At 68.3% G+C, this 12,773-nt stretch carries 15 protein-coding genes; all 15 read right to left on the bottom strand.

Features of this window, described 5'->3' with window-relative positions:
- Positions 1-12 precede the first annotated feature (12 nt).
- Positions 13-3,483 carry a phage tail tape measure protein gene (locus CDO52_RS13005; RefSeq protein WP_232524450.1) on the bottom strand — a complete coding sequence of 1,157 codons (3,471 nt, stop codon included), beginning with the start codon at positions 3,481-3,483 and terminating at the stop codon, positions 13-15.
- Positions 3,484-3,818: 335 nt separating this feature from the next.
- Complete coding sequence (locus CDO52_RS12995; protein WP_017616809.1) at positions 3,819-4,325, bottom strand: hypothetical protein; 507 nt, start codon at positions 4,323-4,325, stop codon at positions 3,819-3,821.
- Positions 4,322-4,810, bottom strand: coding sequence for a phage tail tube protein (locus CDO52_RS12990; RefSeq protein ID WP_017616810.1), 489 nt, complete (start codon positions 4,808-4,810; stop codon positions 4,322-4,324). The genes CDO52_RS12995 and CDO52_RS12990 overlap by 4 nt, the downstream gene beginning before the upstream one ends.
- Complete coding sequence (locus tag CDO52_RS12985; RefSeq protein WP_017616811.1) at positions 4,810-5,004, bottom strand: hypothetical protein; 195 nt, start codon at positions 5,002-5,004, stop codon at positions 4,810-4,812. Before CDO52_RS12985 ends, CDO52_RS12990 begins: the two co-directional genes overlap by 1 nt.
- Before the next feature lie 8 nt (positions 5,005-5,012).
- On the bottom strand, positions 5,013-5,471 hold the full coding sequence (locus tag CDO52_RS12980) for an HK97 gp10 family phage protein (RefSeq protein WP_017616812.1): 459 nt from the start codon (positions 5,469-5,471) through the stop codon (positions 5,013-5,015).
- A gap of 2 nt (positions 5,472-5,473) precedes the next feature.
- Positions 5,474-5,941 carry a hypothetical protein gene (locus CDO52_RS12975; protein WP_017616813.1) on the bottom strand — a complete coding sequence of 156 codons (468 nt, stop codon included), beginning with the start codon at positions 5,939-5,941 and terminating at the stop codon, positions 5,474-5,476.
- Entirely contained in the window at positions 5,941-6,492 is a 552-nt protein-coding gene (locus CDO52_RS12970) for a head-tail connector protein (RefSeq protein WP_017616814.1), read from the bottom strand. Before CDO52_RS12970 ends, CDO52_RS12975 begins: the two co-directional genes overlap by 1 nt.
- Positions 6,493-6,495: 3 nt before the next feature.
- The gene (locus CDO52_RS27425; protein ID WP_017616815.1) at positions 6,496-6,666 is read right to left on the bottom strand and encodes a hypothetical protein; all 171 of its coding nucleotides are present in this window, start codon (positions 6,664-6,666) and stop codon (positions 6,496-6,498) included.
- 71 nt (positions 6,667-6,737) lie between these two features.
- Positions 6,738-7,136, bottom strand: a complete 399-nt coding sequence (locus CDO52_RS12965) for a hypothetical protein (RefSeq protein WP_017616816.1) — start codon at positions 7,134-7,136, stop codon at positions 6,738-6,740.
- A gap of 30 nt (positions 7,137-7,166) precedes the next feature.
- Positions 7,167-8,426 (bottom strand): phage major capsid protein, encoded by a 1,260-nt coding sequence (locus CDO52_RS12960; RefSeq protein ID WP_017616817.1) that lies wholly within the window; start codon positions 8,424-8,426, stop codon positions 7,167-7,169.
- Between the two features lie 61 nt (positions 8,427-8,487).
- Complete coding sequence (locus tag CDO52_RS12955) at positions 8,488-9,273, bottom strand: HK97 family phage prohead protease (protein ID WP_017616818.1); 786 nt, start codon at positions 9,271-9,273, stop codon at positions 8,488-8,490.
- Entirely contained in the window at positions 9,270-10,529 is a 1,260-nt protein-coding gene (locus tag CDO52_RS12950; protein ID WP_017616819.1) for a phage portal protein, read from the bottom strand. Before CDO52_RS12950 ends, CDO52_RS12955 begins: the two co-directional genes overlap by 4 nt.
- On the bottom strand, positions 10,526-10,690 hold the full coding sequence (locus CDO52_RS27420; protein WP_157745557.1) for a hypothetical protein: 165 nt from the start codon (positions 10,688-10,690) through the stop codon (positions 10,526-10,528). The genes CDO52_RS12950 and CDO52_RS27420 overlap by 4 nt, the downstream gene beginning before the upstream one ends.
- Complete coding sequence (locus CDO52_RS12945) at positions 10,687-12,198, bottom strand: terminase large subunit domain-containing protein (RefSeq protein WP_017616821.1); 1,512 nt, start codon at positions 12,196-12,198, stop codon at positions 10,687-10,689. Before CDO52_RS12945 ends, CDO52_RS27420 begins: the two co-directional genes overlap by 4 nt.
- Complete coding sequence (locus CDO52_RS12940) at positions 12,185-12,658, bottom strand: phage terminase small subunit P27 family (RefSeq protein ID WP_083919679.1); 474 nt, start codon at positions 12,656-12,658, stop codon at positions 12,185-12,187. The genes CDO52_RS12945 and CDO52_RS12940 overlap by 14 nt, the downstream gene beginning before the upstream one ends.
- Between the last annotated feature and the right edge of the window lie 115 nt (positions 12,659-12,773).

The raw sequence follows: 12,773 nt of genomic DNA, 5'->3' as shown, positions 1-12,773 counted from the left end.
CCGGCGCCTCCTCTACCTGGCCCGGCCGATGCGGGCCGAGCGCTGGCGGCGCTCGTCGGCGCGCTGTAGATCCTGCACGGTGCTGTATCCGGGGACGTGGTGGATGTGGTACTCGGTGTGCTCCACGACCTGGGCGCCGTCGCCGCCGCGCGCTCCGCCAGGCCGGGACAGCAGCCCGTCGACGAGCCGGTCGAACGCGTCCGTCGTCGCCGGATCCAACACCCTCTCTGGGCGGCGGGTCATGTTCACCCCGTGCTCGCCGGGATACATCATGCCGCCGTCATCGAACCGGCCCGGCCGTCGGATCGCCAGCGGACTCGGGTACATCGACCGGTATCCGGCCACATCACCCGTCCGGAACGTGTGGAACAGCCTGCCCCCGCCGACGTACATCCCCACGTGCCCGCGGTGGGGGAATACCAGGTCGCCGGGGATCTGCTGGCCTGTCGGCACAGCCCTGCCGGTGTTGATCTGGTCGTAGGTGACCCGCGGGATGCGCACCCGGCCGTTGGTGCCGTGGTACCACGCGTACTGCATCAGGCTGGAGCAGTCGAAACCGCGGATCCCCGCTCCCCGCCCGAACCCCTCGGATGGGCCGCCGATCCCGCCGCCACCCCAGCTGTAGGGGGTGCCCGCCCACTTGGTGGCCTGACGCACGACCGACCCGCCGGACTCGAGGTGCTTCTTGAGCTGCTTGCCGATCTCGGAGGCCATGCCGTCAACTGTCGCCTCGATGAGCCGGAACAGGCGGATCCGGGTGTCCTCCCGGTGGTCATTGACGATCCGCGCGCTCTTGGGGAGCACCGATCCGCCGCGGGCGTAGCGCTGTACTGCTGCGTCACCGACAGCGCCGCCGCCTGCGAATCGCAGGTCTCCGGCGCGGATCAGGTCCCGGATCGCATGGATCGCCTGCTGGCCACCTGCTGCCCGCACCTCGTTGGCGGGGATGACGTGCTCATTGTTACTGAGCAGTGCCGGGATCGAATCTGAGGTCTCCGTGCCTGGCCCGAAAACCGGCCCGCCATGCGCCCGCAGAGAGATCTGCGACCCGCCGCTGCCAGCGGCCGTCTCGCCAGACGGCGAGATCGTGAAACCTCCGACGACTTTCCATTTTCCCTTGGCGTCGACTTCGATGTCCGTGTTGATGTTGTCGGGGATGTCGCGGAGCATGTCCGCATACCCCTCGGCCTCCTCTGCCGACGCCCCCATGTCACTACCGGCGGTGCGGATCTGCTCGCGCATTTTTTCCTGCGCCTTGCGGAGTTCCTTGGATGAAGCCCCCGACTCGATCATCATCGCGATGTGCTTGTTACCGGACTTCACCATCTCGTTGAGCGCGCGTTGGTTAGACCGGCCCGCCTCGGTATTCAGATCAAGCGTCGCCCCATTCGCCGCGATCGAGTCGCTTGCCGCATCCACGGCCTCCTGCCAGCGGATCTCCGCGTCGACCGCATCCAGAGCAGAGCTGGTGAGCTGTTCGACGGAGTCGCGGTAGTTGTCGGCAGCCTCCTCGGCCGTCATGTATTGACCGGTGGTCGCCTCGGTCTCTAGGGCGAGGGCCGCCTGTGCCTCGGTGGCGGAGTCCATCGTCTCGATCTGCTCGGCTAACCCACCGTTAAGGTTCTGGATCTGCTGCCACTGCTCGTCGGTCAGATCGCGCCACGTCGTACCGGTCCCGAACAACACTTCGAGCGCAGCGTTGAGGTCTTTGATGGACTGGCGCTCGTCGCTGTACTCCTCCAGTAGCCCCTGTTTGGCGAGCTGCGCCATCTGGTCGGCGGTCGCCAGCGCCTTGCGGGCCTCGCCCTCCTGGATGAGCGCCTGGGTGAGCACCCCCTCCTGGACCCCGAGTTCTTTGGACAGCTCCAGCAGCCCGGTTTCTTCCAGCTTGCGCGCTCCGAGTTGGGCGATGCTGGCGTCGATCACGCCGCCGGTCTCAGCGAGCGCGTCCGCCCACTCCTGCTCGGCGGCGATCTGGCGGGCCTTTTGGTCCAGCCACAGCCCACCTAGTGCCATGACGCCGCCGATAGCCGCACCGTAGGGGCCGGTGAGGAATGTTGCGGTAGCGCCGAGCCCGCGCTGCATGCGGGTGCCGCCGGAGGTGGCCAACTCCTGCATGTTCTCGCGCCACTCCAGCAGCTTCGGCCCTCCGGCCACCAGCGCGCCGGTTACCAACCCCAGCGCGGAGACCGTGCCGCCCACGGTGGTCACCCACCCCTGCTGGGTCTCCGACAGGGAGGAGAACGCCGTCCCATAGTCGGTGACACGCTGAGCGGCGTCACCCAGAATCGGCAGCAGCCCCTCCCCGAGGGCGATCCCCATCTCGTTGATCGAGTTCTGGGCGATCTGCACCTTCGACTCGGTCGTCTCATAGCGCTGGGCCGCCTCCTCCAACAGCGCCGTGTTCTCCTCCCAGCCCTGGTTGCCGAGTTCGAGTGACTGGGCGACGACGTCGGAGGCCCCGGCCATACGCAGCAGGGCGTCGCGGACGACGATCTCACCTAGGCCCAGCTCGGCGAGGGTGGCGGCGACGTTCTCGCCCGAGGTGTTCATTTCGTCCAGGCCACTCACGAACTGAGCGATCGCCTGCGACGGGTCGTCCCTCCACGTCTCCGTGAACTCATCAGCGCTGGTCCCAGCAACCTGCGCGAACCTCGTGAGGTTTTCGCCGGATTCGGCGACCGCGGTGTCGATGTTCAGCATCACCCGGCTGACCGCTGACCCGCCCGCCTCCGCCTCGACGCCCACAGAGCTGAGGGCGGCGGCGAACCCGAGGACGTCGCCCTCGGTCATGCCGACGGTGTTCCCGGCGCCGGCGATACGCATCGCCATCTCCAGGATCTCCGCCTCGGTCGTCGCCGAGTTGTTGCCCAGCTCGACGATCGACGCACCCAGTCGGTCAATGTCCTGCTGTGGGGTGCCCATGATGTTGGAGAATCGCGCCATCTGTTTGGCGGCGTCCTCCACGGTCATGTTGGTGGTGACGCCCATGGCGGCGATGGTGCGGGTGAACCCGATGACGTTCTCGGTTTGCACGCCGAGCTGTCCGGCGGATTCGGCGATCTGGGCGAGTTCGGTGTGGGTGGCGGGGATCTGCAGGGCCAGTCCGCGCAGCGAGTCCTCCAGCGCCTGCATCTGAGCGTCGCTGCCTTCGACGGTCTTGGTGACCCCGGCCCAGTCGGACTCCCACTGCACCGCTGCCCGCGCGGCCAGCCCCAGCCCGGCGGCGATCGCCCCACCAGCGACCATCATTCCGGTACCTAGGCGCTGCGCCGATTCGGCCGCGCGGGCGGAGCGCGCCTCCACCTCGGCCAGCGTCTTGTCGATGTCGCGCTGCAGCTCCTGCTCCAGGCGCATCATCGCCGAGTTGGCGTCCTCCACCGAGCGCCGGTAGCGCTCCATGGCGCGCTCGCCGCGCTGCATGCCCCGTTCCAGCGACCGGGTTTCCGCGCTGAGGTTGACGCGCAGGTCCTTCTGGGCCACCACTCACCCCCTCGGCTGCGGGTTGGGTTTCAGGTGGACTTTCAGGCCGGCGGGGAGGTGCTGACCGTGCTGCTTTGACAGCCAGTCCTGGCGGGCCGCGAGCTGCTGGCAGCCCGGACACGTGGACTCCGTCGCGAGGTAAGCGCCGCGGCGCCCGCCCTGGGCCGGGTCCCATTCCTCGGTCCGGGTCCCGCACCCCTGGCACGTCGCGCGTTTGCGGACGTGCAGCCAGATGGCTTTGTCGCGGTCGGATTTAGGCCAGCTGAGCAGTTGGGAGTGGGGGATGCGGTAGTGCTCGGCGACCTCCATCTCCAGCCGGAACTGGGGGTCGCGGTCTAGCCTTTTGGGACTCCGCCGCCTGGCGCGCGGGTGCGGCCGTTGATCCCGAGCGCCAGCTGAAACAGCTCGTTGCGCTCGCCCGTGCTGAGGTTTTCGGCGATGACCTGGTCCCACTCCACCTCAGTCAGGTCGGAGTCGACCGACGCGTGGAACACTGCCCGCAGGTACGCCTCATCGGCCTCGCGGCGGGCAGCTGTGTCCTCGCCGTCCTCGGGCTCGGGGTAGGCGTCCTGCAGCTTCTCAAAATCGCGGACGGGCAGGGCGCGCAGGACGATCTCGGCGTAGCAGGCGTCCCGCGCCGCCTGCGCACGCTCAACCGTCTTCTTGGCCTTGGCGAGCTTGGCGCGGTCCGGAGTGTCCTGCGCTTCCCAAATCCGCAGCGACCGTTTGGCAGCCGCCAGCTCCGCCTCCGCCTCGGACGTCTCTGAGACGGAGGCCACCCGAAGCGGGTAGGTGACGCTCGGCCGCTCCCGAGCGAGCAGCCGCTCCCGCAGATCACTCACGCCGGGATCGCCACCGACTCAGCGGGCTCGCTGGGGATAGCGAACTGGACCGCAATGCTGGCGATCTCGCTGCCCTCGGGCAGGACGGGCTTGCCCAGCGAGGACACCTCCACCGGCCACACATCCATGGGAGAGGCAGCCACGTCACCGCCATGCATGATCACGATGTAGCCCGTGGTCCCCTGCGGGAGCACGCTGCGGACGTCGTCGCCCGCCAGGTCCTGCGGCAGCGTCAGCGAGGAGTCATCAACGCTCTGCCGACCAGCGATGTTCGGCGTGAACTTGCTGCCCAACGGGTTGTAGCTGACGCGGTTGGAGTTCAACTGCCACCCTCCAGCGGCGATGACCTCCTCGGTGAGGTCGGTGCCCGCGTCCAGCTCCACGCGCGTCGGGGCCGCAGGATCCGCGATCGTCGGCACGAACAGAACGACGGTGATCCCGGGGTGGATGAATTTGTCGCTCACATTGATTGGTGTGGCGGCCATCAGCTACCGTCCTTCTCGCTCTGCGCCGACTTCCCGGCGTCCTTCGACCTCGTGCGCACCTGCGCCTGCTCACCCGTGCGCGGTGCGTCGGCTCGCCGCCACCCGCGCGACTCCCAGAACGCGACCGCACTCACGGGGGCGTCGTAGTGGCCGCTGACCCCGTCGTGCACCAGCCGCACTTTCTGCTGCGCCATCGCTCCTCCTATGTCCGTTTGAAACCGGCCTCGCGGGCGGCCTCGTCGACGGTCTTGTTGACGGCGGCCACCACCCGGCGCCCGTGCAAGTCCACCGCCGGGCCGATGAACGGGCGCGTCTTCTGTTCCACCCATTCCTCGCGGTTGCCGAATACCGGGTGGCGGAAGTTGTCGCGGCCGGTGATGCCTTCGTAGGGCCGCGCGTGCGGGGCCCGCTTCTGCGACGCCACGATCGAAACCCCGGCCTGACGCCTCGTAAACGACGTGGCCAGCCGGAGCGCCGCGGGGATGCGCGTCGACCACGACGCCCGCCGCCGCGCATCCGCCAGCACCGGCTGCGCCGCCTCCCGCATCGCCGGACGCAACCGTTTGCGCAGATCGTCCGGGAGCCGACCCACGTCCCTGATGAGCCGCCGGACCGCGTTACCCGCCAACGCCTCACCCAAGTTGATCTCGTCGCCAGCCACGGTTACCTCTTGGTCAGAGCGTTGATGGAGATCAGCACCTCGGCAGTGCAGCACGGGCCGGTGTCGGTCTGTATGGGGGCGACACTGTGCACCGACAGGCGCGCGTGCAAGCACGCCCCGCCCAGCCGCCGATCCGCGATCAGCACCTGGTTCATGGCATCGACCAGGGCGGCGCACCGATCGCGCACCGCCTTCACGCCTGACTCGCCCCGCCAGGACGAGGCCAGACACACCAGGTCGTAGTCCTCCCGGTCACGCGTGGCGGCCAGGTTCTGCTCGGACTGGGTGACCTCCATCGCCGGACGCTCCGTCGAAAAACCCACGACGATCACATCCGGCTCCAACGTGACGTTGCGGGTCGGCGGGCCGTCGATGATCTGCACACCCGACAGGTCCGGCGCCGCGCCGAATCCCGCGATGAGCGCGTCGGTCACCGCCGGGTAGCTCGTCGCGGACGTGGCGATACCCATCAGGCGAACGCCGGTCCGGTCGAATGCGCCTCCAACAGCTGGATCGCCCGCCGCGGCACCGAGAACGTAAACCCGCCCGTCGTCACCGTCTCCAAACCTCCCGCGAGGTCAGGGCGACGACTATCGCCGCCGCGCTGCGTCTCCCACAGGTGCTGGATGATGATCCGCCCTGCGATGTCCGCCGCTGCGGGAGCCGAACCGCCCCGCCCTGCCACGTACTCCACCAGGTACCGGCCCTCCGGCCACCACTCCGCCGTTTTGAGCCGCAGCACACCCAGTTCAATGTCCACGTCCACGTCGGCCACCGCCGCCACCTCCGAGCCGTCGACCAGGTAGGTGACTGAGGTCAGGGACACCACTGGGCGGTGCCGGACCGCGATCGCCCGCCGCGCCCCGGTCCACCGCTCCACCACCGTCCGGTCGTCCACCGGGCCGACGTAGAACTCGACGACCTCGTTGACGCCGTCAACGTAGTCCTGCAGCTCGGTGTCGTGGGTCGTCGACGTGATGTTGAGCTGCTTCTTGGCGGCGGCCAGCGTCAGCGCGGGCACCGGTCATTCGCCCTTCGGCGGGCGCTTGCGCGCCGTGGCCTTGCCAGGTCGGCGCGGAGCCGACACGGCGGTCTCCGGATTCGGAGCCGACTGCTCCGGCGTCTGCGGCTCCGCGGTGCGCACCAGCTCAGCGCGCACCCCGTCCGCCCACCGCTCGGCCTGCTCACCCGACATGTCCACCACATCCCCCGGCACCCACGAGAAATCAGGGCCCGCGATAGGCACGAGCACCCTCACGGCCACCATCAGGACCCCTGGGCGATCTCGCGGGCATGCCCCAGCACCACCAGGACGCCGTACACGCCTCCGGACGTCGCCCCGGTCACGGTGGTGACCGCGCGCACGTAGCGCTTGCGGCCGAAGTACCCGATAGTGTGCTCTCCCGCCTCCGACGTGGAGAACGTCGGCAGGGTGCCCTGCAGGTCGGCGGCGGCCACCTCGGTCCAGGTGGAGTCGTCGTCGGAGTGCTCCACGGTGATGGCGTGGTCCCCATCGGTGATGGTCCCGGCGTAGGCCACCACCGCCACCGACTCGTAGGCGTTGCTGTTCTGCCCGCGGTCCACCGAGGTCCCGTTGGCCGAGGCGGTGTGGGCGGCCGGCGCGATCGACTCCACCGGCGTGATCAGGCTGTGCAGGTCACGCATGACGCTGCTCCTCTCAGGTCAAAGGTGGGGTCAGGACGCGGCGTGCTGGTAGAGACGGATCGCCGCCGGGTCGTTGATCTTGCCGTCGTGGCGGGCGTAGGCGAAGAAGGCGACCTGGAGCTTCTCGGCGTACCTCTCGTCCAGGCGCACCATCTGCATGCCGCGGACCTCGCGGATGATGTAGCCCGCGCGCACGTCCCCGAACAGCATCGTCTTGTTCGACGCGCCCGGCGTCGGGAAGCTGTTGTCGATGGTGTAGGCCCAGCTGTTAATGGTCGGCGGGAAACCCGGGGCGGGCACTGGCTGCCACAGCGGCCGACCGTCGGCGTCCTTGAGCTTGCGCAGGACCTTCAGGGTTTCGTCGTGGAATACGTAGCCGGCGTTGCCGGCGTTGCGGTAGGCCGGGTCCACCGAGTGCTCCAGGTCGATCATGTCGTCGTAGATGATCGACGTGGTCTGGCCCGTGGCGCCGGTCTTGCCGACGGTGGCATTGGTGGTGATGCCCTCGGGCTGGTCCACGCCGGTGCCGGTCGCCCACGCTCGTGCACCGCGGCGGGCGATGCGCATGCCGAGCTTGCGGCCCAGGAACGCCTGCACGTCGAACGCGCTGTCCTGCATCAGAGCCAGCGGCACCAGCACCTTGCCTGAGGTGATGATGTGGGCGAACATCTTGCGCCGCCCAAACGTGACCTCGGTGTCGGGCACCTCCTCGTTCTCCCCGAGGTAGGACCCCTCGTTGGCGGTGTCGTCGTTGGTGGGCCACGGCAAGTCGTTGCCGGTGTCGGTTGTGATGATCTCGGCGAGTTCACGCAGACCACCGAACGCCTTCATCGTCTCGGTGATGGTGTTGCGGAAACCGTCCGGGACGAGGAATCCGCCTTCGGTGCCGACCTCGGTGCCCTGGGCACGCAGCTCTTCGTGGTGTTCCTCCAGCAGGCTGCGCTGTTCAATGGAGAGTCGCCCCATGCCGCGCCGCAGGTAGGTGGAGAACGCCTCGACGTAGCGCTGCTCGGGGGTCTCGCCCTGCCCGCGCAAGTCGCCCTCGGGCTCCCCTCCCGGCGCACCGGCGTCCACGTGCTGGGACCGGTCGACCTGGGACAGTCGCGCCATGCGCTGCACCCGGTCCAGGTCCTCCGACACCTGGGTCAGTTCGGCCTCGGCCTTATCCCAGGTATCGCGCTCCTCAGCGGTGAGGTCCCGCGCTTCCTCCTCAGCGCCGCGCATGATCTCCTGCATGCGGTGCCAGGTCGTGTTCTGGCGCTCGATGAGCGTCTTCTCGGTCGTGCTCACGCGCCCTCCTCAGGGCATGCCGACAACCCCGCCATGGGCGGGGTCGTGATCGATAGATGGGTTACCGGGGCAGCCGGTAGCGGGCGGCTAGACCCCGCATCGCCAGGTCGATCCGGTCGACGTGCCTCCTCGGAGTGGACTCTCCCGGCTCCTCGGATGCGTCAGCGCGAGTGGGCTCTCCCGGCTCGCGCGGTTCGATGACCTGCAATAGGTCCCGTAGTTCGGGACGGTGTGCGGCCCGACGCTCGATCGCGCCGGGGTCGCCTCGGCGCAGCAGCGCCGCAGAGACCGACCGGACGTCGGCCTCGGTGTCCTCATACGCCGGGAAGGTCACCGCACTGACCTCGATCAGCTTCGCCTCCCGGATGATGCGCACCTCCACGGTCGCGCTCTGGCCATCGGAGGTCTCAATGTCCTCCTCCACCCAGTCGACCTTGACCGGGTAGAAACCCACACTCATGCCCGTGACGTTGCGGTTTTCCAGGTTGACCGCGAGATCGCTGACGTAGGACAGCCGCATATCCAGTGCGGAGTCCACCGCCAGGCCGACCCGGTCCTGGGCCAAGTTCAAGGTGTCGGCGCTGACCCGAGACACCACGTAGTAGGAGTCATGGTCAATTAGGAACCGCTGGTCGCCCTCCGACAAGGTCTTCGTGTACACCCCGGCCGCGAATTCCTCGTAAAACCCCCAGGTGAGCGGGTTCCCGATCGCGGTGCGGGCGTTGAACTTGGTTGCATAGCCATGGAAGCGCCGTTCCCCATGGCCGTCATCGCCGCCGTCGACGCGGATCTCAGCGGACGCGTCCGACAGCGGAAGCCGGCGCCGTTCCAGGGTCGTGAGGCTCATTCGTCTTCCTCGTCGTCATCGTCGTCGTCCGGATCCTCCGGAGGTCGCGGAGTATCGTCGTCCGGGTCGGAGCCGAGAGGGGCCATGTTGACCGGCTGCAGGTAGGTGTCGCCGCCCTCGACCGGGGGACGGTTCTCCAGCTGGCGGATGTCGTTCGCGGAGTAGGCGCCGACCTCGCGCATCACTCGGTAGAACTGGGCGCGCGCCGCGGAATCCCCGCGCAGCAGGCCCTCCACGCTGTACTCGGCATACAGCCCGGCGGGGGCGAGCAGTTCCTTGGTGATGCGGGCCTCGGTGGGTGCCAGCCAATCCGGGTGCAGGTCGAACTGCACCCATCCCAGCGCCTGCTGTTCCAGCCCGGTGCCCCACGAGGTGGACTTCTCTGTCTCGAACAGGAACACCAGCGGTACCCCGTAGTAGCGGGCGACCTCGACGACCTGGAATTTCCTGCTTTCGATGAACTGTGTGTCCTTGTTGGGCATCGTCACCGACTCGAATGACGCTCCAGAGTCCAAGACCGCTATGTCGTGGGCGTTCTCTACTCCGCCCACTTTGGACTGCCACCGCTCCTTCAGCGCATCGGCCGCCTGCTTGTCCAGGCGCTGCTCGGTCTGCAAAATGCCTGACATCAGGGATCCGGACCCGAACAGCTTCGCGCCGTATTTCTCCGCCGCCAGCCCCATTCCGATGCCCTCGGCTGCGCACCTGATCGGCGAGACTCCGGTGATGCCGTCGTAGCCCATCGCAGGCATGTGCAGGATCTCGCGCGAGGACAGGTCCTGGGTGACACCCCAGTCGTCCACCACGGTGAACACCTTCTGCGGTGGGCTGGTGGGCGTGGGGCGAATGCGCCCGACCTGCACCCGGTCCGGCGAGATCGGCCACAGCTCGACGATCTGTCCGGCGCCGTTGCGGATCTTCTGCAGGTAGGAGTTGCCCCACAGGCCCTTGTGCACATAGGTCAGCCGCCACAGCTCCAGCGCCGTCAGCTCTGGATGCGGCTCATCCAGAAGTGTCGAACCCGCTTTGGTCTTGTCCCGCTTGGTGTAGACGTGCAGCGGCAGCGCCGAAGGCACTGCGGAGGTGAGCTTGACACAGCGGAAAACCGCCGAGAACTTCAGCGCGGTCTTCTCCGTGACGCTCATCCCGGCCGTGCCCGGCTTCCCACCGAGCAGGCTGACGATGGACGGGCTTGACAGCGGCACCGCCGGGTCTTCCAAGCCGCGCCGCTCGAACAACCCGCCGAACAAACTCACGAGCGCTCACCGCCCCCAGCCCGGCGTCGCCGCGCCAGATCGCGCGCCTCCACCGCCACCACCAGCGTCGCCCCAACCACCAGCAGCGGCAGCGGCGGCCACACAAACCAGGAGAACGCCGCCATCAGCGCGATGCCGAGCGCCTGCACGAGGATGCTCACCACAGGTTCGGCACCCCCTCCGGCTCAGCAACGCACGCCCGGTCGTAGGCCATCACTGCGGCGATCGCCAAGTCGATCTTGCGGGGTGAGTTCTTCGCGTCCTTGCGCAACCGCGACCCGCGTGAGTCGGTGTAGACCGTGCAGTTATCGATGTGGCGGGCCAGCCGCGCATCCCCCGAATGGGTCACCGTCGCGTTGAGGACCGCCTCGTAGAACCGCTGCGTCGCCGGGATCATCCGCGTCGGCGACTGCGGGTACTCCACGATCGGCAGCCCCTCCTCCTCCAAAATCGCGTAAGTGCGTGACCACCGAGCCGGGTCGCACACGACCTCGCGCACCTGCCACCGGCGGCACGCCCGGCGAATCTCCTCCTCCACCGCCATCACCGGCACCCGCCACTCCTGCCCGGCGTCAGCGGGCTTCTCCCAGCACTCGACCACGTCGATGTGCGGGGCCTCCTCGCCATCCGGGATCTGCACCACCACCAGCGCCGTGGAGTCGTTGGAGAAGCTGCCGTCGAAGCCGAGCACGACCTCGGCGCCGTCGGGCACCCCGCGAGCATCCGTGCACTCGCCCCACGCCCCCGCGGGCATCCACGACTCCGCGGTACTGACCCACTGGTTGCAGCGCTTGGTGCGCCACTCCGGCTCCATCGTGCGCAGCACCCCGGACGCGAAATCCTCCGCCGAGACAAGGTCGCCGAATCCGGGGTTGGCCTCCCGCCACGTGTTGGGGTCGCGGTGGTCGGCCTTGGGGTCGGCGGGCTCCCACCACGCCATGAAGAAGCTCGGGTCCTCGAACTCCCCGGCCGCGACGCGCCGCCCGTACTGATACATCGAGTAGCACAGCGAGTCCTTGCCGGTGGCGTCCGCGCGGACCCCGGCGGTGGTGATCCCGATGAGCAGAGGTTCCACCCGGGCGCCCATGGCCAGCGCCATCACGTCCCACAGTTCCCGGTTCGGTTGGGCGTGCACCTCGTCGAAAATGACCTGGGTGGGGTTCAGGCCCTCCTTGGTGAAGGCCTCCGCCGACAGGACCCGGTAGACACTGCCGGTTTCCTTGACCTCCAGGGCGTCTTTGTACGGCTTGATGACCTCGGCGAGGTCCGGCTCCATCTCCACCATGCGCTTAGCGGTGCCGAACACGATGCGGGCCTGCTCCTTGTCCGCCGCACACGAGTACACCTCGCCGCCCGCAGGACCGCACAGCAACCCGTACAGCGCCATCCCCGCCCCCAGCGCCGACTTGCCGTTCTTGCGCGCCACCCCCACCAGCGCCTGGCGGTGCCGGTAGCGGCCATCGGCCCGCCGCGCATACACGTGCGCCAGCAGATCGCGCTGCCATCCCCGCAGCACGATCGGTTCCCCGGAGGCGCCCGCCACGCTCTCCTTGGTGATGCGGCACAGCGCCTCGATGAAATCCGCAGCGTGATCTCCGTCGCCACGCACCAGGTCCTCCGCAGGCACCAGGGTCAGCCACCGCGGCGGCCACGCCTCACCCCGCGTCACGGCGTCTCTGCAGTAGCTCGTCCAGCTTCGACTGGCGCTTCACCTCGGCATATCCCAGACGACCGCGATCGCTGGGGTTGAACCCGCATAGACCTTCGAGCTTGGTCATCTGCGATTCCAGTTCCCGCAGGGTGCGGATGAGCGGATTTGGCCGCGGCTGGCCCTGCGACCCACTCACTAGGTAGCCGGACTCCGCCAGCTCCGCGCGAATCGCTTCCCTCTCGTCGTGCGCCTCACACAGCCGCGTCATGATGTCCACGTCCGTGGTCGGCGACAGCCACCCCTGTCCTGCGGTCCACAAGCGTTGCCACACTGCCCGGCCCGTCTGTCCCAGCGTCACCGGAACCGGCGGCATGTTGTCGCTCGGCTGCAGGACCGCCACCGGCTCCGGCAGCGAGCGCTTGCCGGGGTTGCCGCGGGCCCGCTTGCGCTCAACCGGCTGTGGGGGCTGACCGGGCATGCAAGTCACCCCCTGTAGTCGCCAACGGCGCAAAAATGACTTTAAGTTGCGGCGATATTCCCGCCCGGGGGGCACGGGTCAGGCTCGGCCCGACCCGAAGATCCGACTCCCCCTC

The organism is Nocardiopsis gilva YIM 90087, assembly GCF_002263495.1.
GTDB lineage: Bacteria > Actinomycetota > Actinomycetes > Streptosporangiales > Streptosporangiaceae > Nocardiopsis_C > Nocardiopsis_C gilva.
Note: the sequence above shows the minus strand (reverse complement) of the source record. Positions and strands in the feature narration are given on the sequence as shown.

Bases quoted from the DNA above. Each gene is read 5' to 3' on its own strand.
- CDO52_RS12975 (WP_017616813.1), bottom strand. From the start codon at position 5,941: ATGGGTATCGCCACGTCCGCGACGAGCTACCCGGCGGTGACCGACGCG.
- CDO52_RS12990 (WP_017616810.1), bottom strand. From the start codon at position 4,810: ATGGCCGCCACACCAATCAATGTGAGCGACAAATTCATCCACCCCGGG.
- CDO52_RS27425 (WP_017616815.1), bottom strand. From the start codon at position 6,666: ATGTCGGGTGAGCAGGCCGAGCGGTGGGCGGACGGGGTGCGCGCTGAG.
- CDO52_RS12985 (WP_017616811.1), bottom strand. From the start codon at position 5,004: ATGGCGCAGCAGAAAGTGCGGCTGGTGCACGACGGGGTCAGCGGCCAC.
- CDO52_RS12965 (WP_017616816.1), bottom strand. From the start codon at position 7,136: ATGCGTGACCTGCACAGCCTGATCACGCCGGTGGAGTCGATCGCGCCG.
- CDO52_RS12940 (WP_083919679.1), bottom strand. From the start codon at position 12,658: ATGCCCGGTCAGCCCCCACAGCCGGTTGAGCGCAAGCGGGCCCGCGGC.
- CDO52_RS12955 (WP_017616818.1), bottom strand. From the start codon at position 9,273: ATGAGCCTCACGACCCTGGAACGGCGCCGGCTTCCGCTGTCGGACGCG.